Genomic DNA, 26296 nt, shown 5'->3' with positions numbered 1-26296 from the left:
GCACTCGCCGCCGCACGGTTTACCCCATCCTGTGCTCCCCCCGCAACATTGCTTCACGGTCAAATACCCGCTGGATCTTCCCGTGCGCCATAAATGCCGCCCGGTCGGACATATGCGCAATCACGTCCGCATCGTGGCTCACCAGCAGGTAGGTCATGCCGTGCTGCGCCTTCAGGCGGTTGAGCAGGTTCAGGATCTCCGCCTGTACCGACATATCCAGCGCCGAGGTCGGTTCATCCAGCAGCAGAAGCTGCGGGCGCAGCAGCAGCGTGCGGGCAATGGCCACGCGCTGACGCTGTCCGCCGGAAAGCTGATGCGGGTAACGCCTGCTGGCGTCGGCAGCCAGACCCACCTGTTGCAGCGCATCCGCCACCTTTTCGGCAACCTGGGGTTCGCCGTGGATGTTTAACGGCTCCGACAGGGTGCGGGCAATGGTGTGGTTCGGGTGCAAAGACGCCCACGGATCCTGGAACACCATCTGCACGTTACGGCGAAGCGCGCCTTCAAAACGTCGTCCTGGCCGTAAATTTTCCCCGAGGACGGAAATGTGGCCATTCCACTCGCGCAGCAGCCCCGCCAGCACGCGCAGAAGAGTCGATTTGCCGCAGCCGGATTCACCGATCAGGCTGAAGGTTTCGCCTTTTTCGATCGCAAAACTGGCGGCGGAAACCGCCGTTTTTTCACCAAAACTCACCCGGAGCTGGTTAACCTCAACGAGTGCCATTGTCGGCCTCCTTCCACGGTTGCGAACGGTCGAGCGTCGGCAGCATCTGGCCAAACGTCCCGGCGTTCGGGCGGCAGGTCCAGAGCGTGCGCGTGTAGGGATGGGTTGCCTGCGGCAACTGGCTCGCCGCCATTTCATCAACTTTCTCACCCTGATACATCACCAGCACGCGGTCACAGTGTTCCGCGACGAGCGGCAAGTCGTGGCTGATTAACAGCATCGCCATCTGCCGCGCCTCGCACTGCTGTACCAGCAGCTCCAGGATCTGGTTGCGCAGGCGTGCGTCCAGCGCGGAAGTCGGTTCGTCGGCGATCAGCACCTGCGGGTTGTTGACGAGCGCAATGGCGATCATCACGCGCTGGCCCATGCCGCCGGAGAGTTCGCCGGGATAGCGCTGGAGCACGTGCTCGTTCAGCCCCACGGCGCGGATGATATCGTGAATGCGCGCCAGGCGTTCGGCGCGGGGCAGGCGCTGATGGAGGGTCAGCGCTTCATCAAGCTGGGCGGCGACGGTTTTCACCGGGTTTAGCGCGTAGCGCGGGTCCTGTAGAACCATCGCAATGCCGTTGCCGCGCAGCGCCTGCCAGCGGCGGCTGTTCAGGGTCAGCAGGTCGTTGCCAAGCACGTTAAGCCGCTTAGCGCTCACGATGCCGGGCTTGCGCACCAGCCCCATCAGGGCGCGGGCAGACATGGACTTGCCGGAGCCGGATTCTCCCACCAGCGCCAGCCGCTCGTTGCCTAACGTAAAGCTCAGGTTGTGGACCACGCGCGCGGCGGGGTAGTCGATATTCAGCGCATCGACGATGACGCGGTGTTCAGTCATGCTGTGGCTCCAGTACGTCGCGCAGGCCATCGCCCAGCAGGTTAAAGGCCAGGCTGGCAAACAGAATCGCCCCGCCTGGAATGGCGGCAATCCACCACTGGTCAAAAATGACCTGCATGCCGTCGGCGATCATCGCGCCCCATTCCGCCATCGGTGGACGTGCGCCCAGGCCAAGGAAGCCCAGCCCGGCGGCGGCCAGAATGATCCCGGCCAGATCCAGCGCCAGCCGCACAATCGCGGAGGGCAGGCACAGGGGCAGAATATGGCCGACCAGCAGGCGCGGGCCGCGAATGCCCATCATCTCCGCGGCGGCCAGATAATCGCTGTGGCGCAGACGCTGGATTTCACTGCGCGCCTGGCGCGCATAGGCAGGCCAGGTCGTTAAGGCCAGCGCCAGCGCGCCGTTCACCAGACCGGGGCCGAGCATCGCGACAAACGCGAAGGCGAGGATCAGGCGCGGCATCGACATCACCACGTCGGTAAAGCGCATCAGGATGCGCTCCATCCAGCCGCCGTAGTAGCCTGACAAAATCCCCACCAGCAGACCGGCGGGGAGGGTAATAACGGTGACTAAGGCCACCAGCCCCAGTGCCGGACGGGTGCCGTAGATTAATCGGGAGAGCAGATCCCGCCCATAGCTATCGGTACCCAGCCAGTGCTGCGCGTTGGGCGGTTGCAGACGCGCGGCGGCGTCCTGCCAGTTGGGGTCATGCGGCGCAAGCCACGGTGCTAGCAGGGCAATAAGCACCAGCAGCGCGATGGCGATCAGCCCGCAAAACGCGGCAGGGGAGCGGCGCAGGCGGCGTAAGAAGAGATAAAACGGCATTAGCGCACCCTGGGATCGGTCGCCCGCACAAGCAGGTCGGTAAGGTTATTGATCAGAACAAAGCAGACGCCAATCAGCAGCGTGCCGCCCATCACGGCGGTGGTGTCACCGGCGAACAGGGCCGTGGTGAGGTAGCGCCCGATGCCCGGCCACGAGAAGACGGTTTCGGTTAATACCGCGCCCTCCAGCATGCTGGTGTAGGCCAGCGCAATCACCGTCAATAGGGTACTGCGAATGTTCGGCAGCACGTGACGCAGCAGGATGGTCATCTCTCCAGCGCCCTTGGCGCGGGCGAGCAATATGTACTCTTTGTTCATCTCGCTCAGACAGGCGGAGCGCGTCAGTCGGGTGATACTTGCCAGCGAGTAGTAGGCCAGCAGCAGTACCGGCAGCACCAGGTGGCTGATGGCGTTGCGGAACGCCTCGCGGTCGCCGGAAAGCCAGGTATCAACCAGCGCAAATCCGGTTCGTGGCTCAACGGTGAATTGCCAGATGTCGTCCAGCCTGCCGGGGCCAGCGCTCCACTGTAGTTTCGCGTAGAACAGAGCCAGCATCAGCAGTCCGAGCCAGAATATTGGCACCGAATTGCCGAGCAGGGTGAGCGTTCTGATCGCTAAGTCCAGTGGCGAACCGGCGTAGCGGGCGCACAGTACACCCGCAATCACGCCGAGTACCGTGCCGATAATTAGCGCCAGCGTTGCCAGTTCCAGCGTGGCGGGAAAGGCGTGCAGCAGGTCCTGCAATACCGGCTGACCGGTAGCGCTGGCGGTGCCTAAATCACCGTGAGCGAGGTTTTGCAGGTAGTGCCAGAACTGTACGGGAAGAGGCCGATCCAGCCCAAGCTGGTGGCGAACCTGATCGTAAGTGGACTGGCTGGCGTGATCGCCGACGATCTGCAATACGCGATCGACCGGGGAAAAGGCAGAGAGCGCAAACGTGACCAGCAGTAGCCCGAACAGCGTGAGCAGGAGAGTCAGCAGACCCTGAAGCACGCGGGTGGAAAGATGTGGCATGGGAAATCTCTTTATGCCGGGTGGCGGCTTCGCCTTACCCGGCCTGCAAAAACCAGGAACGTAGGCCGGGTAAGCGCAGCGCCACCCGGCAACAAGGGCTACTTCGTAACGCGATCGTAACAGACCATATCCGCGTTCAGCCCCTGCTGATACCCCTTCACGTTATCGCGCACCACGATCTGGGTTTTGCCCTGGTCAACGAACACATACGGCGAGTTATGCTGTAACTGTTCCTGCATCTTCTTATACAGATCCAGACGTTTTGCCGGATCCGGCTCGGCAACCGCCGCCAGCGTAGCGTTGTTCAGCTCCGGAATTTTCCAGCCGTTAAGCCCGGCCACGGTGCTGGATTTCCCGTCATTCCATGCGAAGGCGCTGGCGTTGGAGTGTGCATCGAAGTAGTCCGGGATCCACAGACGTATGGCCGCCTGATGCTGTTTCGCACGCACGCGGGCGTACACCTGGCTACCCGCCGCGGGCAGCAGATCCACCTTCACGCCGCCCTGAGCGAAGCTCGCCTGCATGGATTGCGCGATGGTGATGAACGGCGGTTTATTCTCTACGTCCAGCGTGAAATGCGCGTCTTTGATGCCCGCCCTGGCGAGGATCGCTTTTGCTTTTGCCGGGTCAAACGTGAACGGATTGTCCTCCAGCGCGCCCGGCAGGCCGACCGGCAGGAAGCTCTGATGAACAAAATACTGGCCTTTCAGCAGGTCCTTGGTGATGCCTTCATAATCCACCAGCCAGCGCGAGGCTTCCCAGAACGCTGGATTATTCAGCAGCGGGTTAGCGCTGTTGCCGGTGTTAAACACCAGATAGTTTTGCTCGGCAGAAGGGATGCTAAGCACCTTCACGCCCGGCTTGCCGCTGAGGGCGATTATCTGGTCTGCACCCAGATCGCGCGCCACGTCCGCATCACCCTGCTGGATCAGCAGGCGGCGGGAAGCGGGATCGGGGACGTTTTTAATGATGATGCTTTTAAGCTTCGGCGCGCCGCCGGGCGCGGATTCGTTGGCTTCCAGCACGATGGCCTGATGCGGCTGGTAAACGCGCATTTTGAACGCGCCGCTGCCCGCAGAGTGCATTTTTAACCACGCGTTGCCGAAGTCGTTATCCTTCACGTTCGCCGCAACCTGCTTTTCATCGACGATGGAGGCAATCGGCGTGGAGAGTATATTCAGCGCTACCGACGGGCTGACGTCCGCCGTCCAGCGAAGCGTGAGGGTATGGTCGTCCACTTTCTTCAGCTGGCTGGCGATGTTGCTGGCGTCCCAGCCCAGTACGTTGAGGATAAACGCCGGGGATTTGTTCAGCGTCACGGCGCGGGTATATGAGAAGATCACATCTTCCGGGCGCAGCGGGTTGCCGGAGGCAAATTTTGCATCGGGCTTAAGTTTGATGGTCAGGGTTTTTGCTGCCGCGTCCGCTTCCCAGCTTTCGGCCAGAACCGGGGTGATTTTTTCCGGGTTATCGCGGTCCGGCTGTACCAGACGCTGATACAAACTCGGTACGGTCTGGATGCTGGAAAGTTCGTTGGCTTCGGCCGGGTCAAGGCTCACGATATCATCCAGACCCTGGGCGACAACCAGCGTGTTGGGCGGGGTAGCGGCGTGAGCAGCGCTTGAGAGCGCAGCCAGCACCAGTAACGGCAGCAGTTTTTTATTCATAGCGATCCCTGAAGAAAATATATTGTGATTGTTTTATGCACCGTTACGGTAGGCTGGCTGAGGATTTCCTCAAAGTCGAAATTCTGCTTTGCTTATGCCCTCCGGGAATAACGCATTCGGTCTGGTTATGAGTCACCTCTCTTTTCGTTCGCTTTTTAACCTGCTATAACAAACTCCTTACCTTTCAGGGAGTCACCGCCGTGCCCGAAATCAATCAACATGGTCAAACCGTTAATGATATTGTCCCGGACTGGAAATGCGCCCGCGCGTTAACCCGTACCCTGCTCACCGGGCAGTATTGCCGCCTGGAGCCGCTGGATGCTGACCGCCATTCGGCTGATTTGTTTGAAGCCTATGCGCTGGGTGACGACAGCGACTGGACGTGGCTTGCCAGCACCCAGCCTGTGAGCGTTGAGGCCACTGCGCACTGGGTGCTGGGAAAGGTGCTGGATGACGACCTGGTGCCCTTTGCCGTTATCGATCTGCGCACCGAAAAGGCGGTAGGGCTGGTCAGCTATATGGCGATAGAACGCTTTCAGGGCTCGGTTGAGATCGGCCACGTCACCTGGTCGCGCAGAATGAAGGGCACCCGCGTGGGTACCGAAGCGGTGTGGCTGCTGCTGAAAAATGCCTTTGAGCATAAATATCGTCGACTGGAGTGGAAGTGCGATTCGATGAACATCGCCTCACGCAACGCGGCGGAGCGGCTGGGGTTTGTCTGGGAAGGGCGACTGCGCCAGAAGCTGGTGCGCAAAGGCCGCAACCGCGACAGCGATATGCTCTCGATTATTGACGGCGAATGGCCGCAGCGCGATGCAGAGCTGCGCGCCTGGCTGGCGGCGGAGAATTTTGACGGGGAAGGACGGCAGGTTAAGCGGCTTGAAGCATTTCGGCAATAATTTCCCCTCACCCTAACCCTCTCCCAGAGGGAGAGGGGACGATGACACCCTCTCCCTTTGGGAGAGGGCCGGGGTGAGGGGAGACGTTCGCACTCAGCGGCGAACCGGCGCCCCGTTCGCCACATAATACGCCGCCGTGCTCTTCGCCAGCGGCTCGCGCCCGCGAATGGCGTCGGCAATCTTTTCGCCAATCATGATGGTGGTAGCGTTCAGGTTGCCGGTGATAATCTGCGGCATAATCGACGCATCCACTACGCGCAGCCCTTCCAGCCCGTGAACCCGGCCTTCGCCGTCGACCACCGCCATTTCGTCGTAGCCCATTTTGCAGGTGCCGCACGGGTGGAAGGCGGTTTCGGCGTGGTTACGCACGAACTCGTCCAGCTGTTCGTCGGTCTGGCATTCGATGCCCGGGCTGATTTCACGACCGCGATACTTGTCCAGCGCAGGCTGGTGCATGATCTCGCGGGTGATGCGGATCGCGTCGCGGAACTCCTGCCAGTCCTGCTCGTGGGACATATAGTTGAACAGGATCGCCGGATGCTGGTGCGGATCGCGCGACTTGATGCGCACGTGGCCGCGGCTCGGCGAGCGCATGGAGCCAACGTGGCACTGGAAGCCATGTTCTTTCACCGCGTTCGAGCCGTTGTAGTTAATCGCCACCGGCAGGAAGTGATACTGAATGTTCGGCCACTCGAACTCCTCGCGGCTGCGGATAAACCCGCCCGCTTCGAAGTGGTTGCTCGCGCCCACGCCTGTGCCTCCAAACAGCCACTCCGCGCCAATCTTCGGCTGGTTCCACCATTGCAGGGCAGGGTAGAGGGAGACCGGCTCCTTACATTCATACTGAAGGTACATCTCCAGGTGATCCTGCAAGTTTTCCCCCACGCCGGGTAAATCATGCACCAGCGGGATATCAAACTGCTTCAGTAGTTCAGCGTTGCCCACGCCGGAGCGCTGGAGGATCTGCGGAGACGCGATAGCGCCCGCGCACAGCAGTACCTCTTTCTTCGCTGTCGCTTTTGACGGAATGGTGCTTTCGCCTTCCAGCCACTCGACGCACACCGCGCGCTTGCCGTCAAAGATTATATGATCGGTCATGGCGTGGGTGCGGATGGTCAGGTTCGGGCGTGGTTTGGCCTGGTCCAGATAGCCGCGCGCGGTGCTGGCGCGTCGGCCCTGCGGCGTGACCGTACGGTCCATCGGGCCAAAGCCTTCCTGCTGATAGCCGTTAAGGTCGTCGGTGCGCGGGTAGCCCGCCTGCACGCCCGCCTCTACCATCGCTTCAAACAGCGGGTTCACGCCCGGCTTAGAGGTGGTGACGCTCACCGGACCGTCGCCGCCGTGGTAGTCGTTCGGCCCCACGTCGCGGGTCTCTGCCTTGCGGTAGTAGGGCAGGCAGTTGAGGTAGCTCCAGTGCTCCAGACCCGATTGTTTCGCCCAGTTGTCCAGATCCATCGCGTTACCGCGCACGTAGCACATGCCGTTGATCAGCGACGAGCCGCCCAGCCCTTTACCCCGTCCGCATTCCATGCGGCGATTGTTCATGAAAGGCTCAGGCTCGGTTTCATACGCCCAGTTGTAGCGCTTGCCCTGCAACGGGAAGGCCAGCGCGGCAGGCATCTGGGTGCGGAAGTCAAAGCGGTAGTCCGGCCCGCCCGCCTCAAGCAGCAGGACGGTGGTGTTCGGATCTTCAGTCAGTCGTGTTGCCAGTACGTTGCCGGCAGAGCCGGCCCCGATAATGATGTAGTCAAATTGCAAATAAACCTCCCGGTTAAAATATGGACTGGAATTTACCCATCTCAACCTGGATGGACTTCACCTGGGTGTAACTCTGTAGCGTCATCACGCCGTTCTCACGGCCAATGCCGGAGTGTTTGTAGCCACCGACCGGCATCTCTGCGGCGGATTCACCCCAGGTGTTGATCCAGCAGATGCCCGCTTCGAGCTGATGAATAGCGCCGTGGGCGCGGTTCAGATCGGCGATGACGATGCCCGCCGCCAGACCGTAGTCGGTATCATTGGCGCGGCGAATGGCCTCTTCGTCAGTGTCATAGGTAAGAATGGACATCACCGGGCCGAAGATCTCTTCGCGCACGATGGTCATTTCGTCGGTGCAGTCGGTGAACACGGTCGGGGCCACCCACGCGCCGTTGTCAAAGCCGTCACCCTTCAGCACGTCGCCGCCGCACAGCACGCGCGCGCCTTCCTCTTTGCCTTTGGCGATGTAGCGCAGCACGCTGTCGCGGTGCGGGAAGCTGACCATCGGGCCAAAGTTGGTGTTTTCATCGAACAGGTCGCCCGCGCGGATGCGGCCCACGCGCTCAACGATTTTCTGCTCAAACGCCGCCTTAAATTTCGCGGGCACGAACACGCGGGTGCCGTTGGTGCACACCTGACCGGAGCTGAAGAAGTTCGCCATCATGGCGATATCTGCCGCGAGATCCAGATCCGCGTCGTCAAACACTATCAGCGGAGATTTACCTCCCAGCTCCATCGTCACCTCTTTCAGGGACGAGGCCGCCGAGTTGGCCATCACCTTTTTGCCGCTGGCCACGCCGCCGGTGAAGGAGACTTTGGCGATGCCCGGATGCTCGGTCAGGAACTGGCCGGTCTCTGCGCCCACGCCCGGCAGGACGTTAAACACGCCGTCCGGCACGCCTGCTTCGGTGTAGATCTCCGCCAGTTTCAGGGCGGTAAGCGGAGTCACTTCGCTCGGCTTGAAGATCATCGCGTTGCCCGCCGCCAGCGCCGGGGCCGATTTCCACAGGGCGATCTGGATCGGGTAGTTCCACGCGCCGATGCCCGCCACCACGCCCAGCGGCTCGCGGCGGGTGTAGACGAACGAGGTGTCGCGCAGCGGGATCTGGCTGCCTTCCAGCGCCGGGATCAGCCCCGCGTAGTACTCCAGCACATCCGCGCCGGTGACGATGTCGACGGTTGAGGTTTCAGAAAACGCTTTACCGGTGTCGAGGGTTTCCAGCGTTGCCAGCTCGTCGTTGCGCTCGCGCAGGATATCGACGGCGCGGCGCAAGATGCGCGAGCGCTCCATGGCGGTCATCGCCGCCCATATTTTTTGCCCGCGTTTTGCGCTTTCCACGGCGCGGTCGACGTCTTCGCGCCCGGCCGCCTGCACGGTCGCCAGAACTTCACCGTTCGCCGGGTTGATGGTCTCGAAGGTGCGACCGCTGGTGGCGGATGTATAACCACCATTGATATAAAGCTGCTGTTCTGCCATTCGGGACATAAATTCTCCTCGGTTAATCGGTCGGTAAATGCTGGCTGATAAAGTGGCTGGTGAGCGACTGGGCCAGGGTTTTATCCAGCGGTTTGCCGCTGAGCGCAGCGCGCAGCCATAGCCCGTCAATCAGTGCGGCAAGCCCGTAGCCCGCCTCTTCAGCCTGTTCACGCGGCAGCTCGCGGCGGAACTCGTACACCAGGTTTGAGAGCAATCGGCGGCTGCTGACCTGCTGCAAACGGTAGAGCATCGGCTGATGCATGCTGCTGGCCCAGAAGGCCAGCCAGGCCTTCATCGCCGCGCCGCTGATCTGGGTTTCATCAAAATTGCCGCCGACAATCGCCTGCAATCGCTGCTCTGCGCTGCCGTCCGGCAGGGCGCGTAAACGGCTTAATACCGCGTCGCGCAGCTGACCGGTGATGTCACGCATGGTCGCTTCCAGCAGACCGTTTTTATCTTTGAAATAGTGGCTGATGATCCCCGTGGACACGCCCGCCCGACGGGCGATTTGCGCGATGGTTGCGTCATGCATTCCCACTTCATTAATTGCTTCCAGCGTGGCATCGATTAGCTGCCTGCGCCGGATCGGCTGCATCCCCACTTTGGGCATTTTTGCCACTCCATTCATCAGCGTTGGTTAACTATTAAAGCGGTTTTTGATTGGACGTTCAATATAAAATGTGTCTTAATTGTTGCGGATTTGGATTTCAATAGTTACAAAAACAGTGGGGATACTGGATGACAGACCTTTCACAGGACAGAGAAAAAGACAAAATCAACCCGGTCGTTTTTTATACGTCCGCCGGGCTGATTTTGTTGTTTTCCCTGACGACCATTTTCTTTCGTGATTTTTCTGCCGAGTGGATTGGGCGCACCCTGAACTGGGTGTCGAAGACCTTCGGCTGGTACTATCTGCTGGCCGCGACGCTCTATATCGTCTTCGTGGTCTGCATTGCCTGCTCGCGCTTCGGTTCGGTGAAGCTCGGGCCAGAGCAGTCTAAGCCCGAGTTCAGCCTGCTGAGCTGGGCCGCAATGCTGTTTGCCGCCGGCATCGGCATCGACCTGATGTTCTTCTCCGTGGCGGAACCGGTCACGCAGTATATGCAGCCGCCGGAAGGGGCAGGGCAGACGATGGAGGCTGCGCGCCAGGCGATGGTCTGGACGCTCTTCCACTACGGCCTGACGGGCTGGTCGATGTACGCCCTGATGGGCATGGCGCTCGGATACTTTAGCTATCGTTATAATTTGCCCCTTACCATCCGCTCCGCGCTGTACCCGATTTTCGGCAAAAAGATCAACGGCCCTATTGGGCACACGGTAGACATCGCGGCGGTGATCGGCACCATCTTTGGTATCGCGACAACGCTCGGAATTGGCGTGGTGCAGCTTAACTACGGGCTGAGCGTGCTGTTTGACATCCCGGATTCGATGGCGGCGAAGGCGGCGCTGATTGCGCTGTCGGTGATTATCGCCACCATCTCGGTGACCTCCGGCGTGGATAAAGGGATTCGCGTGCTCTCCGAGCTGAACGTCGCGCTGGCGCTGGGGCTGATCCTGTTCGTGCTGTTTATGGGCGACACCTCGTTCTTGCTCAATGCCTTAGTGCTGAACGTGGGTGATTACGTGAACCGCTTTATGGGCATGACGCTGAACAGCTTCGCCTTTGACCGTCCGACAGAGTGGATGAACAACTGGACGCTCTTCTTCTGGGCGTGGTGGGTGGCGTGGTCGCCGTTTGTCGGCCTGTTCCTGGCGCGTATTTCGCGTGGGCGCACCATCCGTCAGTTCGTGATGGGCACGCTGATCATCCCGTTCACCTTTACCCTGCTGTGGCTGTCGATTTTCGGCAACAGCGCGCTGCACGAGATCATCCACGGCAATGCGACTTTTGCCCAGGAAGCGATGGCGCACCCGGAGCGCGGCTTCTACAGCCTGCTGGCGCAGTATCCGGCGTTTACCTTTAGCGCGTCCGTAGCGACCATTACCGGCCTGCTGTTCTACGTCACCTCGGCGGACTCCGGCGCGCTGGTGCTGGGGAACTTCACCTCGAAGCTCAAGGACATTAACAGCGACGCGCCGAACTGGCTGCGCATCTTCTGGTCCGTCGCCATCGGCCTGCTGACGCTCGGCATGCTGATGACCAACGGTATCTCGGCGTTGCAGAACACCACGGTGATCATGGGCCTGCCGTTCAGCTTCGTGATCTTCTTCGTGATGGCCGGGCTGTATAAATCGCTTAAGGTGGAAGACTACCGCCGCGTCAGCGCCAGCCGCGACACCGCCCCGCGTCCGCTGGGCGCGCAGGACAGGCTGAGCTGGAAGAAACGCCTCTCGCGCCTGATGAACTACCCCGGCACGCGCTACACCAGCCAGATGATGGAGACGGTCTGCTTCCCGGCGATGGAAGAGGTGGCGCAGGAGCTGCGCCTGCGCGGTGCCTACGTCGAGCTGAAAAACCTGCCGCCGGAGGAGGGCGAAACCCTGGGGCACCTGGATCTGCTGGTGCACATGGGCGACGAGCAGAACTTTGTCTATCAAATCTGGCCGCAGCAGTATTCGGTGCCCGGGTTTACCTACCGGGCGCGTAGCGGGAAGTCGACCTACTACCGGCTTGAGACCTTCCTGCTGGAAGGCAGCCAGGGGAATGATTTGATGGATTACAGCAAGGAGCAGGTGATCACGGACATTCTGGACCAGTATGAACGGCACCTGAACTTTATCCATCTGCACAGGGAAGCGCCGGGAAATAGCGTGATGTTCCCGGATGTTTGAGGCTTGATCTGAAGAACCTACAAAGGCAGCGCCGCTGCCCTCATGCCGGGTGGCGGCGATGCCTTACCCGGCCTACAAAACCGGTTTATCGTAGGCCTGATAAGCGAAGCGCCATCAGGCGTTTAATGAGCATTGGATCTGAAGGGCAATATTTCCTTTCTTTATATTCACCATTTTATTTTTCTTTATTTACTCGAGCCGCCTCGCATTTCCCTAATATTCGACCCCTGTACATTTATCCATGGCAGTATAATAGCGGCAGTTAAGCCAGCACTGAGATCTTGAAAGAATAGGTAAAAAGGTAAGAAAAGGAATCGCGGTACAAAGGTGTGCGACCACCTTCATACCGCTAACCACAAACAACTAAAAGGGAGTTGATTATGGCTGCGAAGAATTCTATGCCAGAGCGGGCTATTGCCCAAACAGAAAATGCAGATCTAGAGATTCAGCAAGAAAATCGCGAGAAGCTACGCAAAAAACGCATCCGGGCGTTGCATGACGAGCCGGTTCACTCTGCGTATCTTCATGAAAGAGGAGAGGCGGATTCCTCCTGTGTGGAACTTTATACTCGAATGGAGCGCAACTATCTGCCGTTAACCGGCGCGTGGTTAACCCGCGCAGGGTTTAAAGCAGGAATAGCCGTGAAGATCCGCGTGATGCCGGATTGTATTGTGATTACGCCGCAAAATTCCCGTGAGCTGTGGGGCTGTCTGGAAGGCGTCAGTGCAACGTATACCAACAAACTGAAGATGATGAAGTGGCTGGAGACGTTTCCGGGAGCGTTAATTGATACGGGGGATTTGCCCGTGAACGAAAGTAGAAAATAGTAGCGGTAAAAATTAACGAGGCGATCCAGGGAATGCCAGGATCGCCGTTTCTGAGCGGCGGCATGCATTGATCTTTATGAGCCAGGTAAATTATGCGTTACTCTTCTCTTTCTGAGCTGGTTTCATCCATGCATCGGCATAAAGAATATTACCTTTCACATAATTCCACTGAATGCCCCGGAATCGAAGCCCAACAACTTCATGCATATTCGGGGCTGAGCTGCCTGGGTAATAAACGTGCGTGAAATCCAGAGATGAGATCACCACGCTATCAAGCGTCATGGTGTAGATCTCTCTTTCTGCTCCCGCTTCAACAATTTCATAATATTTGATAATGGCTTTTTGCAGCCGTCTGCCCTCGCAGGCGGCAACGGCAAGATAAGGGCTCACTTTATCTAATTGCTTATGCACGGTAACCGGACTATGCTGCCGTGTTCCGGTCATATTCCCGGTATGGCTGTCCACTGCCTGTTTTATGCCGTAACTGCTGTTCATAATTTCGATAGCACCTTCCCGGCCTGGCATCATACAGTCGCCCTGAACCTGCATTCCGTTCTCATCGTAGAGAAATAAGTAAGCGGGTAATGACATTATAATTCTCCTAAGTTGATTTGTTTTCCGTTATTATCAACATCGAATTGGTGTACATATTTTTTATTGTTTAATCCGTAATGAATAACGTAAGTACGACCATTTTTCCATTTTATATTTAAACATGTATCCGGGTAGGAGATGTCTAAATTATTATATCCCGACCCTGTTACGATAGTGATTTTATGATCTTTACTTGAATAAATAGTGTAAAAGTTCAGGACGTCATTTTTATCTATGCTAAAACATAGGCGGTTACCATTAATAAATGTAAATCTATTTTTGGGGGCTCGATTACCTCCCGGGCATCCAGTGATTAAAATGCAGAGGATAAAGATGACAAATATGTTCTTCATCCTGGAAATCCCTTTAAGACATTTTTGTATTTTTGCAGAAGGAAATACAAGCTTTCCCTAAGTTTTAAGTCTCTGTATTGTAATAATTCTTCATTCCTCTCCAAACCAAAGTATTTCAATAACCAGTAATCGCTTACAATTGATGCTTGCTGCTCTAACCCATAATGCAATAAATCTACTTTATCTAAGCTATAAGTATAGTCAGCAATACCGGAAAATAATCCTCTTGTTCTGACAAACATCCCTTTTTGAGTTTGCCAGACATGCATCATCTCATGCATGAATCGATGTTTTTTAACAATGTCATCCTCTAGCGAAAAATCCGGCGAATACGTTTCCTCTCTGTACCACATCTCCCCATTGGGACTCATCGCCACATCAACGGGTTGCAGATTAAAAGGAAGATAGCTTTCCCTGTGTACCCACACCAGATGATAACGGATGCTGTAACCGTAAAGCGTCTTCGCAAGGGCGATTTCACCAATTGTGAGCTGTCGGATCCCGCCCGGATTAATCGGGGTTCCCGAAGTGGGGTGAATTCTTTCATTAACCGGCATGTCAATTCCCTTTTGTTAATATGGGTATTGGCCGTAAATAATACTCCTGACCGTGAGAGAAAAAAGAAAGCACATTTCCTAAAAATTCCGCCTGACAGTCCAGGTTGACATAACTTTAATGATAATTATTTTCATTTAAACATAGCCTGTGCTATACCTTATAGCACAGGCTAATTTTGCTTTGAATTTAATCACCTCAGGAGACTTCTGCGATGCATCCACGGCAAGGATTGAAGCGTTTGTTGCTCGGCGCGCTGCTCATGACCGCGACTACTACCGGCGCGCTGGCGGCTGAAAAGTTCCAGGTCATCACCACTTTTACCGTTATTGCTGATATGGTGAAAAACGTGGCGGGGGATGCCGCTGAGGTCACCTCCATCACCAAACCGGGCGCGGAAATTCACGAATACCAGCCCACCCCGGGCGATATCAAACGCGCGCAGAAGGCACAGCTGATCCTGGCGAACGGCATGAATCTGGAGCTGTGGTTCCAGCGCTTTTATCAGCATCTGAACGGCGTGCCGGAGGTGATTGTCACCAAAGGCATCACCCCGATGGGCATCAGCGAAGGGCCCTATAACGGCAAGCCCAATCCGCACGCGTGGATGTCGCCGGACAACGCCCTGATTTACGTCGATAACATCCGCGACGCGCTGGTGAAGTACGATCCGGCCAACGCACAGACCTACCAGCGCAATGCGGAAGCCTACAAGCAGACGATCACCGCCACTCTCGAACCACTGCGCAAGCAGGTCGCGGAGATACCGGAAGACAAACGCTGGATGGTGACCAGCGAAGGTGCCTTCTCCTATCTGGCGCGGGATCTGGGGATGAAAGAGCTTTACCTGTGGCCGATCAACGCCGATCAGCAGGGCACGCCCCAGCAGGTGCGCAAGGTTATCGATCTGGTGAAAAAACATCACATTCCGGCGGTGTTTAGCGAAAGCACGGTCTCGGATAAGCCCGCCCGTCAGGTGGCGCGTGAAACCGGCGCCCACTATGGCGGCGTGCTGTACGTCGACTCTCTGAGCGCGGAAAACGGCCCGGTGCCGACCTATATCGATCTGCTGAACGTCACCACCCGCACGCTGGTGCAGGGCATCCGTGACGGCATGAAGGAGTAACCATGCAGAAGGGGATTGTTGTAACCGACGTGACCGTGACCTACCGCAACGGCCACACGGCGCTGCGCGACGCATCGTTCAGCGTGCCGGGCGGATCGATTGCCGCCCTGGTGGGGGTGAACGGTTCCGGCAAGTCCACGCTGTTTAAGGCGGTGATGGGGTTTGTGCGGGCGGCGAGCGGCACTATCTCCATTCTGGGGCTGCCGCCTCACCGGGCGCTGCGTCAGAACCTGGTCGCCTACGTGCCGCAGTCGGAAGAGGTCGACTGGTCGTTTCCGGTGCTCGTCGAGGACGTGGTGATGATGGGCCGCTACGGGCATATGGGGTTTCTGCGTCGTCCCAAAGAATGCGATAAGCAGATCGTCACCGACGCCCTGAAGCGTGTAGATATGCTCGAGCTGCGCCATCGGCAGATTGGCGAGCTGTCCGGCGGGCAGAAGAAGCGCGTGTTTCTGGCGCGGGCGATTGCCCAGCAGGGCGAGGTGATCCTGCTCGACGAGCCGTTTACCGGCGTGGACGTCAAAACCGAAGCCAGGATCATCAGCCTGCTGCGGGAGCTGCGCGACGAGGGCAAAACGATGCTGGTCTCGACCCATAACCTGGGCTCGGTCACGGAATTCTGCGATTACACGGTGATGGTCAAAGGCACCGTGCTGGCGAGCGGCCCGACGGAAACCACCTTTACCGCCGAGAATCTCGAGCGCGCCTTTAGCGGCGTGCTGCGCCACGTGGTGCTCAGCGGCTCGGAAGATCGCATTATTACCGACGACGAACGCCCCTTCGTCACGCACCGTCAGGAGGCCAAATGAACGTGCTTCTCGAACCCTTCGGCTACGAGTACATGCTCAACGCGATGTGGGTCTCGGCGATGGTGGGCGGGCTATGCGCGTTTCTCTCCTGCTATCTGATGCTCAAAGGCTGGTCGCTGATCGGCGATGCGCTGTCGCACTCCATCGTGCCGGGCGTAGCGGGGGCCTACATGCTCGGGCTGCCGTTCTCGCTGGGGGCATTTTTATCGGGCGGGCTGGCGGCGGGCAGCATGCTGTTTCTCAACCAGCGCAGCCGCCTGAAGGAGGACGCCATTATCGGGCTGATCTTCTCCTCGTTTTTCGGGCTGGGGCTGTTTATGGTCTCGCTCAACCCGACCTCGGTGAACATTCAGACCATCGTCCTCGGCAATATTCTGGCTATCGCCCCGGAAGATATCGTCCAGCTGGCGATTATCGGCGTGGTGTCGATAGTTATCCTGCTGTTCAAATGGAAAGATCTGATGGTGACCTTTTTTGATGAGAACCACGCCCGCGCCATCGGCCTGCGTCCTGAACGCCTGAAAATTCTCTTCTTCACGCTGCTGGCGGTCTCTACCGTGGCGGCGCTGCAAACCGTCGGCGCATTTCTGGTGATCTGTCTGGTGGTCACGCCCGGCGCGACCGCGTGGCTGCTGACCGACCGCTTCCCGCGCCTGCTGATGATTGCCGTCGCCATTGGCAGCATCACCAGCTTCCTCGGCGCGTGGGCCAGCTATTACCTGGACGGCGCCACCGGCGGCATTATCGTCGTGGCCCAGACACTGCTGTTCCTGCTGGCGTTCGTCTTTGCGCCGAAGCACGGGCTGCTTGCCAGCCGCCGTCGGGCGCGGGAGGCACACCCATGCTGACGCTGCTTCTCGAACCGTTCCAGTTTGCGTTTATGAACAACGCGCTGCTGATTTCACTCCTGGTGGCCGTGCCCTGCGCGCTGCTGTCGGTTTTTCTGGTGCTGAAAGGCTGGGCGCTGATGGGCGACGCCATGAGCCACGCGGTGTTTCCCGGCGTCGTGCTGGCCTGGATGATGGGCCTGCCGCTGGCGCTGGGCGCGTTCGTGGCCGGTCTTTTCTGCGCGGTCGCCACCGGATATCTGAAGGATAACAGTCGCATCAAACAGGATACGGTCATGGGGATCGTCTTTTCCGGCATGTTCGGCGCCGGGCTGATCCTCTATATCGCCGTCAAACCTGAGGTGCATCTCGACCACATTCTGTTCGGCGATATGTTGGGTATTAACGGGATGGACATTCTGCAAAGCGGTCTCGTCGCGGGGCTGATTGCGCTGGTGATTGGCCTGAAGTGGCGCGATTTTCTGCTGTTCTGCTTTGACTATCAGCAGGCGCAGGCGAGTGGCCTGCGCACCCGCTGGCTGCACTACGGCTTACTGTGCATGGTTTCGCTGACCATCGTTGCGACGCTGAAAGCGGTGGGGATCATTCTGTCGATTTCCCTGCTGATTGCGCCCGGCGCCGTGGCGGTGTTGATTACCCGACGCTTTCACATGGCGCTGCTGGTGGCGGTCGCCGTTTCAGCGCTGGTGTCGGTAAGCGGCGTTTATGCCTCGTTTTATCTCGACAGCGCGCCTGCGCCGACCATTGTGGTCCTGTTCGCGATGGTGTTTATCGTGACGTTTGTGGTGACCAGCGTGAAGGCTCGTCGCCAGGAGCGTGTGACAGCAGGGTGATGACCTGTTCACCGTGCTGCTGCCAGTGCAGGCGGAAGGCGGTGCCTTCTTCAAAGCCTGCCAGTTGACGGGTCAACGCCAGCGTGAGCGTCTTATCGTCGAGAATGGTAACGCGGGCGCTGTCAAAACCCATCCAGGCTTGTACCTGCGGAAAGAGGGCCTTAAACAGGCTCTCTTTGGCGCTGAAGACCAGCGTCAGGGCGAGGGCGAACGGGTATCCCTGGCGGGAAAGCACAGGTTCTTCCTGCGTATCAATAATGCCGTCTTTGATTTCCCTGGCTTCGTTTTCGAAGAGGATCGTTTCACAATCGATGCCGATAAGCGCCGGGTATTGCGTGACGACGGCTATCGCCTGCGTGCCGCTGTGGGTGATGCTGCCGGAAATACCTTGCGGCCAGAGCGGTTCCCCGCTGGGGCCGATGGCGGGCATGGTGTGGTCAGGTAAGGCGTGCGCGGCGGCGATGCGGCCTGCCAGGTGGTCGGCCTTGCGTTTGCGTCCGGCGTCAGCAAGCTGCGCGTGATGGGGGAGCCAGAGGAGATCGGCGTCGGTAAAGGTGGCGGGGTCGAAAGTGATGCGGTGGAGGGTGTGGCCGGCGAGAGAAAATGTGCTGTGGGTGGTGTGCATGGTTTTTCCCCTCACCCTGACCCTCTCCCCGGAGGGGAGAGGGAAGGATTGACTTCAGTGCCTTAAAAACGCGTATTCACGCTCATATACCAGGTACGGCCCGGTTCATTATACGTATACGCACCCGCACCGTACATATACGCACCCGTCGTGGTATTACCCGTGGTCTGGGCGTTACCGGCGCGCCACTGGCGCTTGTCGAAGACGTTGTCCACGCCGCCGGTCAGGCTGACGTTTTTGGTCACGTCCCAGGTCGCACTCAGGCCAACGATGCTGTACGGGCTGACTTCGTCTTTCTCAGACCCTGTCACAGGCTGACCTTTGTAGTTGTACTTCTTCGGCTGCTGCTTGCCATACCAGGTGAAGGTCGACTGCAATGAGACATCCTGACGTACCTGCCAGCTCAGGGTAGAGTTCAGCGTATACTCCGGGATGATCGACAGACGATCGCCGGTCTCCTTGTTCTTGCTTTGCAGCATGTAGGTGATGTTGTTGGTCCAGTTGATGGTGTCGCTGACCGGCACGTTCAGGGAGCCTTCCAGACCTTCTACTACCGCCTTCGGCACGTTTTCCCACTGGTAGATATCGGTGGTGACTTTGCCGGTGGACGTCTGGCCAATCGGCGCGTAGCCCGCTTCAATCTTGTTGCGGTAGTCGTTGCGGAACCAGGTCACACCCGCCAGCCAGCCATCGCGTTTCCACTCCAGACCAATCTCTTTGTTGATGCTGGTCTCCGCTTTCAGATCGTCGTTACCCATCATGTAGCAGCCCACGCCGTCGGAACTGGCGTAGCAGCCCTGGCCTTTACTGTACAGCAGGTAGTTCGGGTTGGTCTGATACAGGCTTGGCGCTTTATAGGCGCGCGCGATGCCCATCTTCAGGGTGAAGTCATCCCCCAGACCCTGCGACAGGTTCAGGGACGGGCTCCAGTTATTACCCACAATGGTGTGGTGGTCGAAGCGCAGGGCAGGGGTCAGCATGGTGCTGTCGGTCAGCTCCATGTTGTTTTCGGCAAACAGGGAGAAGATCTCCGCTGAAGTGTACGGGCTACGGTCTTCGCTCATGCCCGGAATGGTGCCGCCCTGCTGGGTTTGCGTGAAGGAGGTCGAGTCCTTCATGCGCTGCTGGTTCCACTCGGTGCCGAGCGTCAGGTTTTGATTCACAATGAAATCAATCGGCAGGTTGATTTCGCTGTGCAGCATCACGTCGGCCAGGTCGGTATCGGTGAATTTATTGCTGTTGAACAGGCCTTCCAGACCGCCCGCCAGGCCTTCGCCCAGACGCGAGTTGCGGGTGTGCTCGTACTGCGCCCAGTTGCTGGTGGTGATGCCGTTATCCCAGCCGCCGTTCCAGGTCACGGCGAAGTTCTGACGATAGATACGGTTAGTCTCTTTACCGTAGTTCTTCTTCACCAGCCCGCTTGAGCTGTTGTCGTTGTTGGTATTCTGGGTATCGCCCGCGTAAAGGTTGTTCTGGCGGCTGTATCCCGCCTCAAACTCCAGGGACTGCATAGGCGCAAAGTCCCAGCGCACCACGCCGTTGATGTCTTTATTCTCGACCCCTTCACGGCCTGCCGGCAGCGTGTCGGCATATGCGCCGGTACGGTCAGACTGATGGCCCTGGTTAATGTCCCAGGCGTCGGCCTGGGTTTTATCCAGGTTACCGTACATGCGGAAGCTGAAATCCCCGCCCAGCGGGCCGCTCAGGCTGAAGTTAGTGCGTTTGGTGGAACCTTCGTCTTTATGCTCTGGCGCATTCAGGTAGGTGTTCCAGGAGCCGTGCCACTGGTCGTCAAATTTTTTGGTGATGATGTTCACCACGCCGCCCGCCGCACCGTTACCGTAGCGGGCAGCAGCCGGGCCACGGATCACTTCGATGCGCTCGATCATCTCCGGCGGGACCCAGCCGGTATCGCCGCGGGTATCACGCTCGCCGCGCCAGCCCAGACGGATGGAGTTGCGGCTGGTGACCGGCTTGCCGTCGATCAGGATCAGGGTGTTTTCCGGGCCCATGCCGCGAATGTCAATCTGACGGTTATTCCCGCGCTGGCCGCTGGTGGAGTTGCCGGTCAGGTTAACGCCCGGCATGGTGCGGATGATTTCCGCCACGTCGCGCGCGGGCGGGTTTTTGCGGATCTCGTCGGCGGTGATGGTCGACACGCCCGGCGCCTGCAAATTCTGCTCGGCGGCGGTGATCACCATGGTGTCTTCATGCTGCGCGGAGGCGGTGTTGTCGTCTGCCATGACGGGCAGCGCGACACCATAAATCCCTAAATTGACCAGCAAGGCCAGAGAGTGAATCTTCTTATTCATTGTACGTCCCGCTTTTATGGTTATTTAATGAGCGCGCTTCCCACAGCGCGGGCATTACGCTATTGCAAATGCAAATAGTTATCAATAATATTATCAATAAAATTTGCTCTGAAACAAAAAAGACTGTTAAACATGGGGTTATAAGGGTGACGGCGTTAACAACCGGAAGTGAAGCGTGGTGGCAGGCGAAAGACGGGCCGGAACGGGAACGTCATCAGGAAAACTATCGCGTGACATTCTGGTGGCGGGACCCGGCGGGAACGCAGAAAACGTCGACGGTTAAACGCGTCTGGCTCTACGTCACCGGTGTGACCGATCACCATCAAAATGCCCGTCCGCAGTCCCTTGAACGTATCCCGGATACCGACGTCTGGCAGTGGCAGGGCGAGTTCAGCCCCGAATGGCGCGGCAGCTACTGTTTTATCCCCTCCGACAATGAAAACGATTTTGCCAGCGCAGTGTTTGAAGGCGATCAGCCGGACCGCATGGCGCTGCGCGAAGGCTGGCGCAAACTGTTGCCGCACGCGGTGTCCGACCCGCTGAACGCCCAGAGCTGGCGCGGCGGGCGCGGGCACGCAGTCTCGGCGCTGGAGATGCCGGAGGCGCCCGTACAGCCCGGCTGGAACCATCCCGATACCCCTTACAAAAAGCCTGTCTGCATTGAGTGGCACAGCGCGCGTCTGAAGAACCGTCGCCGCGTGTGGATTTTTACCACCGGGGATGAAAGCCCCGAGCGCCCGCTGGCGGTGCTGCTCGACGGGCAGTTCTGGGCCGAAAGCATGCCCGTCTGGCCTGCGCTGGCGTCGCTCACCCATGAAGGCAAACTGCCGCCTGCGGTCTATGTCTTAATCGACGTGATTGACTCCGCACACCGCAGCCGCGAGCTGCCGTGTAACCCTGATTTCTGGCTGGCGGTGCAGGACGAACTTCTCCCGCAGGTGAAAAGCATGGCCCCGTTCAGCGACCGCGCCGACCATACCGTGGTGGCGGGTCAGAGCTTCGGCGGGCTCTCTTCCCTCTATGCGGGCCTCAACTGGCCGCAGCGTTTTGGCTGCATCCTCAGCCAGTCCGGATCCTACTGGTGGCCGCACCGCGGCGCGCAGCAGGACGGGCTGCTCATCGAACAACTCAAAGCGGGTGACAAAACCGCTCGCGGGCTGCGCATCGTCCTTGAGGCCGGGCGCAACGAGCCGCTTATTTTGCGCGCAAACCAGGCGATCCTCGCCGAACTACACACTCAGCAACCGGTTTTCTGGCGTCAGGTTGACGGCGGACACGATGCGCTTTGCTGGCGCGGTGGGCTGACGCAGGGGCTGATGACCCTCTGGCAGCCGCTTATTCAATAACGGAGTCTGTATGGAATTCAGCAATCCTTTCGATAATCCGCAGGGACAGTTCGCCATTTTGCAAAATGACCAGGGGCAGTACAGCCTGTGGCCGCAGCAGTGCGAGTTGCCCGCGGGCTGGCGCGTGGTCTGCGAACCGCAATCTCAGGAGGCGTGCCAGCAGTGGCTGGCGGAACAGTGGCAGACGCTTGAGCCGTCATGTTTTGCGGGGGAGCGCGCATGAACCGTCTCCCTCTTGTCGCCGCCCAGCCGGGGATCTGGATGGCAGAGCAGCTTTCCTCCCTGCCAAACGCCTGGAGCGTCGCGCACTACACCGAGCTGAAAGGCGCTATCGATGCGCCATTGCTGGCAAAAGCCATCGCTGAAGGCATGATGCAGGCCGACACCCTGCGGATGCGTTTTGCCGAAGATAACGGTGAGGTGTGGCAGTGGATCGATGAGGCCATGCTCCTGCCGGAGCCGTCCATCGTGCGCGTTGACTCCCACGACGCCGCCGTGGCGCTGATGGAGGCCGATCTCAACCAGAACCTGCGCGTCGACAGCGGTCAGCCGCTGGCGTTTCACCAGCTGATCCAGGTGGGAGAAAGCCACTGGTACTGGTATCAGCGGTATCATCATCTGGTGGTAGATGGCTTCAGCTTCCCTGCTATTACCCGTCAGATCGCCGCCATTTACGCTGCGTGGCAGAAAGGTGAATCCACGCCGGCCTCGCCGTTCACCCCGTTCGCCGAGGTGGTGGAGGAGTATCAGCGCTATCGCGACAGCGAGGCGTATCAGCGCGACGGTGCTTTCTGGGCCGAACAACGCAAACAGCTTCCTTCTCCGGTCTCGCTCTCTTCCGTGCCGCTGCCGGGACGCGCCGCCACCACCGATATCCTGCGCCTGAAAATTGCGATGGACGGCCGTGCGTTCAGCCAGCTTGCACAGAAGGCAGACCAGGCGCAGCGTACCGATCTGGCCCTTGCGCTGGTGGCGCTGTGGCTGGGCCGTCTCACCGGACGGCTGGACTACGCCGCCGGGTTTATTTTTATGCGCCGCATGGGTTCCGCGGCGCTCACTGCGACCGGGCCGGTGCTGAACGTGCTGCCGCTGGCGGTCAATATCGACGCGCAGGAGAGCCTGCCCGCGCTGGCGCTGCGACTGGCTAATCAGCTGAAAAAAATGCGCCGCCATCAGCGTTACGACGCCGAGCAGATCGTGCGCGACAGCGGACGTGCCGCAGGCGATGAAGCCCTGTTTGGTCCGGTGCTGAACGTCAAGGTGTTCGATTATCAGCTGAATATCGACGGCGTGGAGGCCATCACCCACACGCTGGCAACCGGCCCGGTGAACGATCTCGAGCTGGCGCTGTTCCCGGACGAGCAGGGCGGACTGAGCATTGAGATCCTCGCCAACGGGCAGCGTTACGACGAGGCGACGCTGAAGGGGCACGCGGCGCGCCTGAACGCAATGCTGACGCAGTTTGCCGCCAATCCGGACCTGCGCTGTGGCGACGTGGAAACCGTATCAGAGCAGGAATACGCCCGGCTGGCGCGCATCAACGATACCGGGCTGGCGCTGCCGTCTACCACGCTGGCGGATCTGGTGGCGGAGCAGGCGAGCAAAACGCCGGACGCCCCCGCGCTGGCGGATGCCCATACTGAACTGAACTACCGCCAGCTGCGCGAGCAGGTGGTCGCGCTGGCAAACCTGCTGCGCGCGCGCGGCGTGAAGCCGGGCGACAGCGTGGCGGTGGCGCTCCCGCGCTCGGTGTTCCTGACCCTGGCGCTGCACGGGATTGTTGAAGCAGGCGCCGCCTGGCTGCCGCTGGATACCGGTTACCCGGATGACCGTCTGCGGATGATGCTGGAGGACGCGAAGCCGTCGCTGCTCATTACCACCGACGAGCAGCTTCCGCGCTTTAACGATCTGCCGATCGCCACCTTTAGTTACAACACACTATTACCGGCCACCGATGCTGAACCTCTGCGACTGGCGAAGCCGGAGCAGACCGCGTACATCATATTTACCTCCGGTTCGACGGGGCGTCCAAAAGGGGTGATGGTCGGCCATACCGCCATCGTTAACCGCCTGAAGTGGATGCAGGATCATTATCCACTGGCGGCGCATGACGTGGTGGCGCAGAAAACGCCGTGCAGCTTTGACGTGTCGGTGTGGGAGTTCTGGTGGCCGTTTATCGCCGGGGCGAAGCTGGTGATGGCCGAGCCGGACGCGCACCGCGATCCGCAGGCAATGCAGAGTTTCTTCGCGCAGTACGGCGTGACCACCACCCACTTCGTGCCGTCGATGCTGGCGGCGTTCGTCGCCTCGCTGACGCCGGAAAACGTCGACTGTTGCAGGACGCTGAAGCAGGTGTTCTGTAGCGGCGAGGCGTTGCCGACTGCGCTGTGTCGCGAGTGGGAACAGCTCACCCATGCGCCGCTGCACAACCTCTATGGCCCGACCGAAGCGGCGGTGGACGTCAGCTGGTATCCGGCGTTTGGCCCCGAGCTGGCGGCGGTGGAGGGCAACAGCGTGCCAATTGGCTTCCCGGTGTGGAATACGGGGCTGCGCATTCTGGACGCGATGATGCGCCCGGTGCCGTTCGGCGTGGCGGGGGATCTCTATCTCACCGGCATCCAGCTGGCGCAGGGGTATCTGGGACGCCCCGACCTTACCGCCAGCCGCTTTATCGCCGATCCGTTTGCCCCCGGCGAGCGAATGTACCGCACCGGGGACGTTGCCCGCTGGCTGGACAACGGCGCGGTGGAATATCTGGGCCGCAGCGACGATCAGCTGAAAATCCGCGGCCAGCGCATCGAGCTGGGCGAAATCGACCGGGCGATGCTCGCGCTGCCGGATGTGGCCCAGGCGGTGGCGCACGCCTGCGTGTTCAACCAGGCGGCTGCTACGGGCGGCGATGCCCGCCAGCTGGTGGGATACGTTGTCTCTGAATCCGGCTTACCGCTGGATCGCGACGCGCTGCTTGCATCACTCAAAGCCCAGCTGCCGCCGCATATGGTGCCGGTGGTGCTGCTGCAAATCAGCGCGCTGCCGTTAAGCGCCAACGGCAAGCTGGATCGCAAGGCGCTGCCGCTGCCGGAGCTGACCAGCAAAACTTCCGGTCGCGCGCCCGAGACGCAAACTGAAGTCACCGTGGCGCAGGCGTTTTCTGCCCTGCTGGGCTGCGCGGTGAACGATATCGAGGCCGATTTCTTTGCCCTCGGCGGCCACTCGCTGCTGGCGATGCGCCTTGCGGCTCAGCTCAGCCGTGCGTTCAGCCGCAAGGTCACGCCGGGGCAGATTATGGTCGCCTCGACGGTGAGCAAGCTTAGCGCCCTGCTGGACTCGCAGATGAGCGACGAGCAGGCGCAGCGTCTGGGGTATGAAACCGTTCTCCCGCTGCGTGAAAGCAACGGCCCCACGCTGTTCTGCTTCCATCCGGCGTCCGGCTTTGCATGGCAGTTTAGCGTCCTGGCGCGCTACCTCAGCCCGCGCTGGTCAATCGTCGGCATTCAGTCTCCCCGGCCTGAGGGGCCGATGCAGCAGTGTGCGGATCTTGATGCGGTGATCGAACATCATCTGAACACGTTGCGTAAGCAACAGCCGCAGGGGCCGTATTATCTGTTCGGCTATTCCCTCGGCGGCACGCTGGCGCAGGGCATTGCGGCGCGTCTGCGCGAGCAGGGTGAAGACGTAGCGTTCCTCGGCCTGCTGGATACCTGGCCGCCGGAAACCCAGAACTGGGCGGAGAAAGAGGCCAACGGCCTCGATCCGGAGGTGCTGGCGGAAATTGAGCGCGAACGCCAGGCGTTTATCGCTGCCCAGCAGGGGCAGGGCTCCAGCGAGTTGTTTAACGCCATTGAAGGCAACTATGCGGACGCGGTGCGGCTGCTCACCACGGCGCACAGCGCGCGGTTTGACGGTAAAGCGACGCTGTTTGTCGCCGAGCGAACGCGAACCCTGGATCCGCAGGCCGCGTGGGCACCGTGGGTGGGTGAGCAGGAGGTGTACAGCCAGGACTGCGCCCACGTGGATATCATTTCACCGCAGGCGTTTGAAAAGATTGGGCCGGTACTGAAGGAAATTTTTGGATAGTGCAAATGCCCGGTGGCGCTGCGCTTACCGGG

Annotated in this window: 23 protein-coding genes; 10 read left to right on the top strand and 13 right to left on the bottom strand. The window is 59.4% G+C overall.

What is annotated here, in order from left to right:
• Positions 1–19: 19 nt before the first annotated feature.
• The 5 genes from SK58_RS18160 to SK58_RS18140 form a co-directional block, all read right to left on the bottom strand.
• Positions 20–724 carry an ABC transporter ATP-binding protein gene (locus SK58_RS18160; RefSeq protein ID WP_048220287.1) on the bottom strand — a complete coding sequence of 235 codons (705 nt, stop codon included), beginning with the start codon at positions 722–724 and terminating at the stop codon, positions 20–22.
• Complete coding sequence (locus SK58_RS18155; RefSeq protein WP_023303248.1) at positions 711–1547, bottom strand: ABC transporter ATP-binding protein; 837 nt, start codon at positions 1545–1547, stop codon at positions 711–713. The genes SK58_RS18160 and SK58_RS18155 overlap by 14 nt, the downstream gene beginning before the upstream one ends.
• Positions 1540–2373, bottom strand: a complete 834-nt coding sequence (locus SK58_RS18150; RefSeq protein WP_023296077.1) for an ABC transporter permease — start codon at positions 2371–2373, stop codon at positions 1540–1542. Before SK58_RS18150 ends, SK58_RS18155 begins: the two co-directional genes overlap by 8 nt.
• Positions 2373–3386: an ABC transporter permease gene (locus SK58_RS18145; RefSeq protein WP_023303249.1), complete on the bottom strand. Its 1014-nt coding sequence runs from the start codon at positions 3384–3386 to the stop codon at positions 2373–2375. The genes SK58_RS18150 and SK58_RS18145 overlap by 1 nt, the downstream gene beginning before the upstream one ends.
• A gap of 98 nt (positions 3387–3484) precedes the next feature.
• Positions 3485–5053, bottom strand: a complete 1569-nt coding sequence (locus SK58_RS18140; protein ID WP_048220286.1) for an ABC transporter substrate-binding protein — start codon at positions 5051–5053, stop codon at positions 3485–3487.
• 200 nt (positions 5054–5253) lie between these two features.
• On the opposite strand from SK58_RS18140, the gene SK58_RS18135 reads away from it, so the two are divergent.
• A complete protein-coding gene (locus SK58_RS18135; protein ID WP_048220285.1) occupies positions 5254–5952 on the top strand; it encodes a GNAT family N-acetyltransferase in 699 nt (232 codons plus the stop codon).
• A gap of 93 nt (positions 5953–6045) precedes the next feature.
• On the opposite strand, the gene betA is transcribed toward SK58_RS18135, so the two are convergent.
• The 3 genes from betA to betI are packed head-to-tail and all read right to left on the bottom strand — an operon-like array spanning position 6046 to position 9797.
• The gene (betA, locus tag SK58_RS18130; RefSeq protein ID WP_048220284.1) at positions 6046–7710 is read right to left on the bottom strand and encodes a choline dehydrogenase; all 1665 of its coding nucleotides are present in this window, start codon (positions 7708–7710) and stop codon (positions 6046–6048) included.
• Positions 7711–7723: 13 nt separating this feature from the next.
• Complete coding sequence (gene betB / locus SK58_RS18125) at positions 7724–9196, bottom strand: betaine-aldehyde dehydrogenase (protein WP_048220283.1); 1473 nt, start codon at positions 9194–9196, stop codon at positions 7724–7726.
• A 13-nt stretch (positions 9197–9209) separates the two neighbouring features.
• Positions 9210–9797, bottom strand: coding sequence for a transcriptional regulator BetI (betI, locus tag SK58_RS18120; protein WP_017382531.1), 588 nt, complete (start codon positions 9795–9797; stop codon positions 9210–9212).
• Between the two features lie 128 nt (positions 9798–9925).
• Here betI and betT point away from each other — a divergent pair, with 128 nt between their 5' ends.
• Together betT and SK58_RS22545 are read left to right on the top strand one after the other, a co-directional pair.
• Entirely contained in the window at positions 9926–11959 is a 2034-nt protein-coding gene (gene betT, locus SK58_RS18115; protein WP_017694351.1) for a choline BCCT transporter BetT, read from the top strand.
• Positions 11960–12339: 380 nt separating this feature from the next.
• Positions 12340–12786 carry a SymE family type I addiction module toxin gene (locus tag SK58_RS22545; RefSeq protein ID WP_072159691.1) on the top strand — a complete coding sequence of 149 codons (447 nt, stop codon included), beginning with the start codon at positions 12340–12342 and terminating at the stop codon, positions 12784–12786.
• Positions 12787–12876: 90 nt separating this feature from the next.
• On the opposite strand, the gene SK58_RS18105 is transcribed toward SK58_RS22545, so the two are convergent.
• From SK58_RS18105 to SK58_RS18095, 3 genes are read right to left on the bottom strand one after another with little or no spacing between them, the layout of a single operon-like run.
• A complete protein-coding gene (locus tag SK58_RS18105) occupies positions 12877–13377 on the bottom strand; it encodes an Hcp family type VI secretion system effector (RefSeq protein ID WP_045339334.1) in 501 nt (166 codons plus the stop codon).
• The gene (locus tag SK58_RS23285; protein WP_017694783.1) at positions 13377–13733 is read right to left on the bottom strand and encodes a putative T6SS immunity periplasmic lipoprotein; all 357 of its coding nucleotides are present in this window, start codon (positions 13731–13733) and stop codon (positions 13377–13379) included. The genes SK58_RS18105 and SK58_RS23285 overlap by 1 nt, the downstream gene beginning before the upstream one ends.
• The gene (locus SK58_RS18095; protein WP_017382526.1) at positions 13730–14290 is read right to left on the bottom strand and encodes a hypothetical protein; all 561 of its coding nucleotides are present in this window, start codon (positions 14288–14290) and stop codon (positions 13730–13732) included. Before SK58_RS18095 ends, SK58_RS23285 begins: the two co-directional genes overlap by 4 nt.
• Positions 14291–14502: 212 nt before the next feature.
• On the opposite strand from SK58_RS18095, the gene SK58_RS18090 reads away from it, so the two are divergent.
• Genes SK58_RS18090 through SK58_RS18075 form a run of 4 tightly spaced genes read left to right on the top strand, consistent with a single transcriptional unit; the run spans position 14503 to position 17904 of the window.
• Positions 14503–15414: a metal ABC transporter substrate-binding protein gene (locus SK58_RS18090; protein ID WP_045337974.1), complete on the top strand. Its 912-nt coding sequence runs from the start codon at positions 14503–14505 to the stop codon at positions 15412–15414.
• A gap of 2 nt (positions 15415–15416) precedes the next feature.
• Positions 15417–16223, top strand: coding sequence for an iron/manganese ABC transporter ATP-binding protein SitB (gene sitB / locus SK58_RS18085; RefSeq protein ID WP_032647626.1), 807 nt, complete (start codon positions 15417–15419; stop codon positions 16221–16223).
• Entirely contained in the window at positions 16220–17071 is an 852-nt protein-coding gene (sitC, locus tag SK58_RS18080) for an iron/manganese ABC transporter permease subunit SitC (protein ID WP_015571185.1), read from the top strand. Before sitB ends, sitC begins: the two co-directional genes overlap by 4 nt.
• On the top strand, positions 17065–17904 hold the full coding sequence (locus SK58_RS18075) for a metal ABC transporter permease (RefSeq protein WP_017382522.1): 840 nt from the start codon (positions 17065–17067) through the stop codon (positions 17902–17904). The genes sitC and SK58_RS18075 overlap by 7 nt, the downstream gene beginning before the upstream one ends.
• Here SK58_RS18075 and entD read toward each other — a convergent pair.
• Together entD and SK58_RS18065 are read right to left on the bottom strand one after the other, a co-directional pair.
• Positions 17840–18529, bottom strand: a complete 690-nt coding sequence (gene entD, locus SK58_RS18070; RefSeq protein ID WP_045142675.1) for an enterobactin synthase subunit EntD — start codon at positions 18527–18529, stop codon at positions 17840–17842. The genes SK58_RS18075 and entD overlap by 65 nt on opposite strands.
• Before the next feature lie 62 nt (positions 18530–18591).
• Positions 18592–20841: a TonB-dependent siderophore receptor gene (locus SK58_RS18065; protein WP_015571183.1), complete on the bottom strand. Its 2250-nt coding sequence runs from the start codon at positions 20839–20841 to the stop codon at positions 18592–18594.
• Between the two features lie 146 nt (positions 20842–20987).
• Between SK58_RS18065 and fes the strand changes: the two genes are divergently transcribed.
• The 3 genes from fes to entF are packed head-to-tail and all read left to right on the top strand — an operon-like array spanning position 20988 to position 26264.
• Positions 20988–22187 (top strand): enterochelin esterase, encoded by a 1200-nt coding sequence (gene fes / locus SK58_RS18060; RefSeq protein WP_039271380.1) that lies wholly within the window; start codon positions 20988–20990, stop codon positions 22185–22187.
• Between the two features lie 10 nt (positions 22188–22197).
• Positions 22198–22410 carry an MbtH family protein gene (locus tag SK58_RS18055; protein ID WP_015571182.1) on the top strand — a complete coding sequence of 71 codons (213 nt, stop codon included), beginning with the start codon at positions 22198–22200 and terminating at the stop codon, positions 22408–22410.
• Complete coding sequence (gene entF / locus SK58_RS18050; protein ID WP_048220282.1) at positions 22407–26264, top strand: enterobactin non-ribosomal peptide synthetase EntF; 3858 nt, start codon at positions 22407–22409, stop codon at positions 26262–26264. The genes SK58_RS18055 and entF overlap by 4 nt, the downstream gene beginning before the upstream one ends.
• The last annotated feature ends 32 nt before the right edge of the window (positions 26265–26296 follow it).

Origin of the sequence: Enterobacter sp. BIDMC93, assembly GCF_001037805.1 — a bacterium.
Classification (GTDB): domain Bacteria; phylum Pseudomonadota; class Gammaproteobacteria; order Enterobacterales; family Enterobacteriaceae; genus Enterobacter; species Enterobacter hormaechei_C.
The sequence above is the reverse complement of the archived record's forward strand: the minus strand, read 5'-3'. Positions and strand labels throughout refer to the sequence as shown.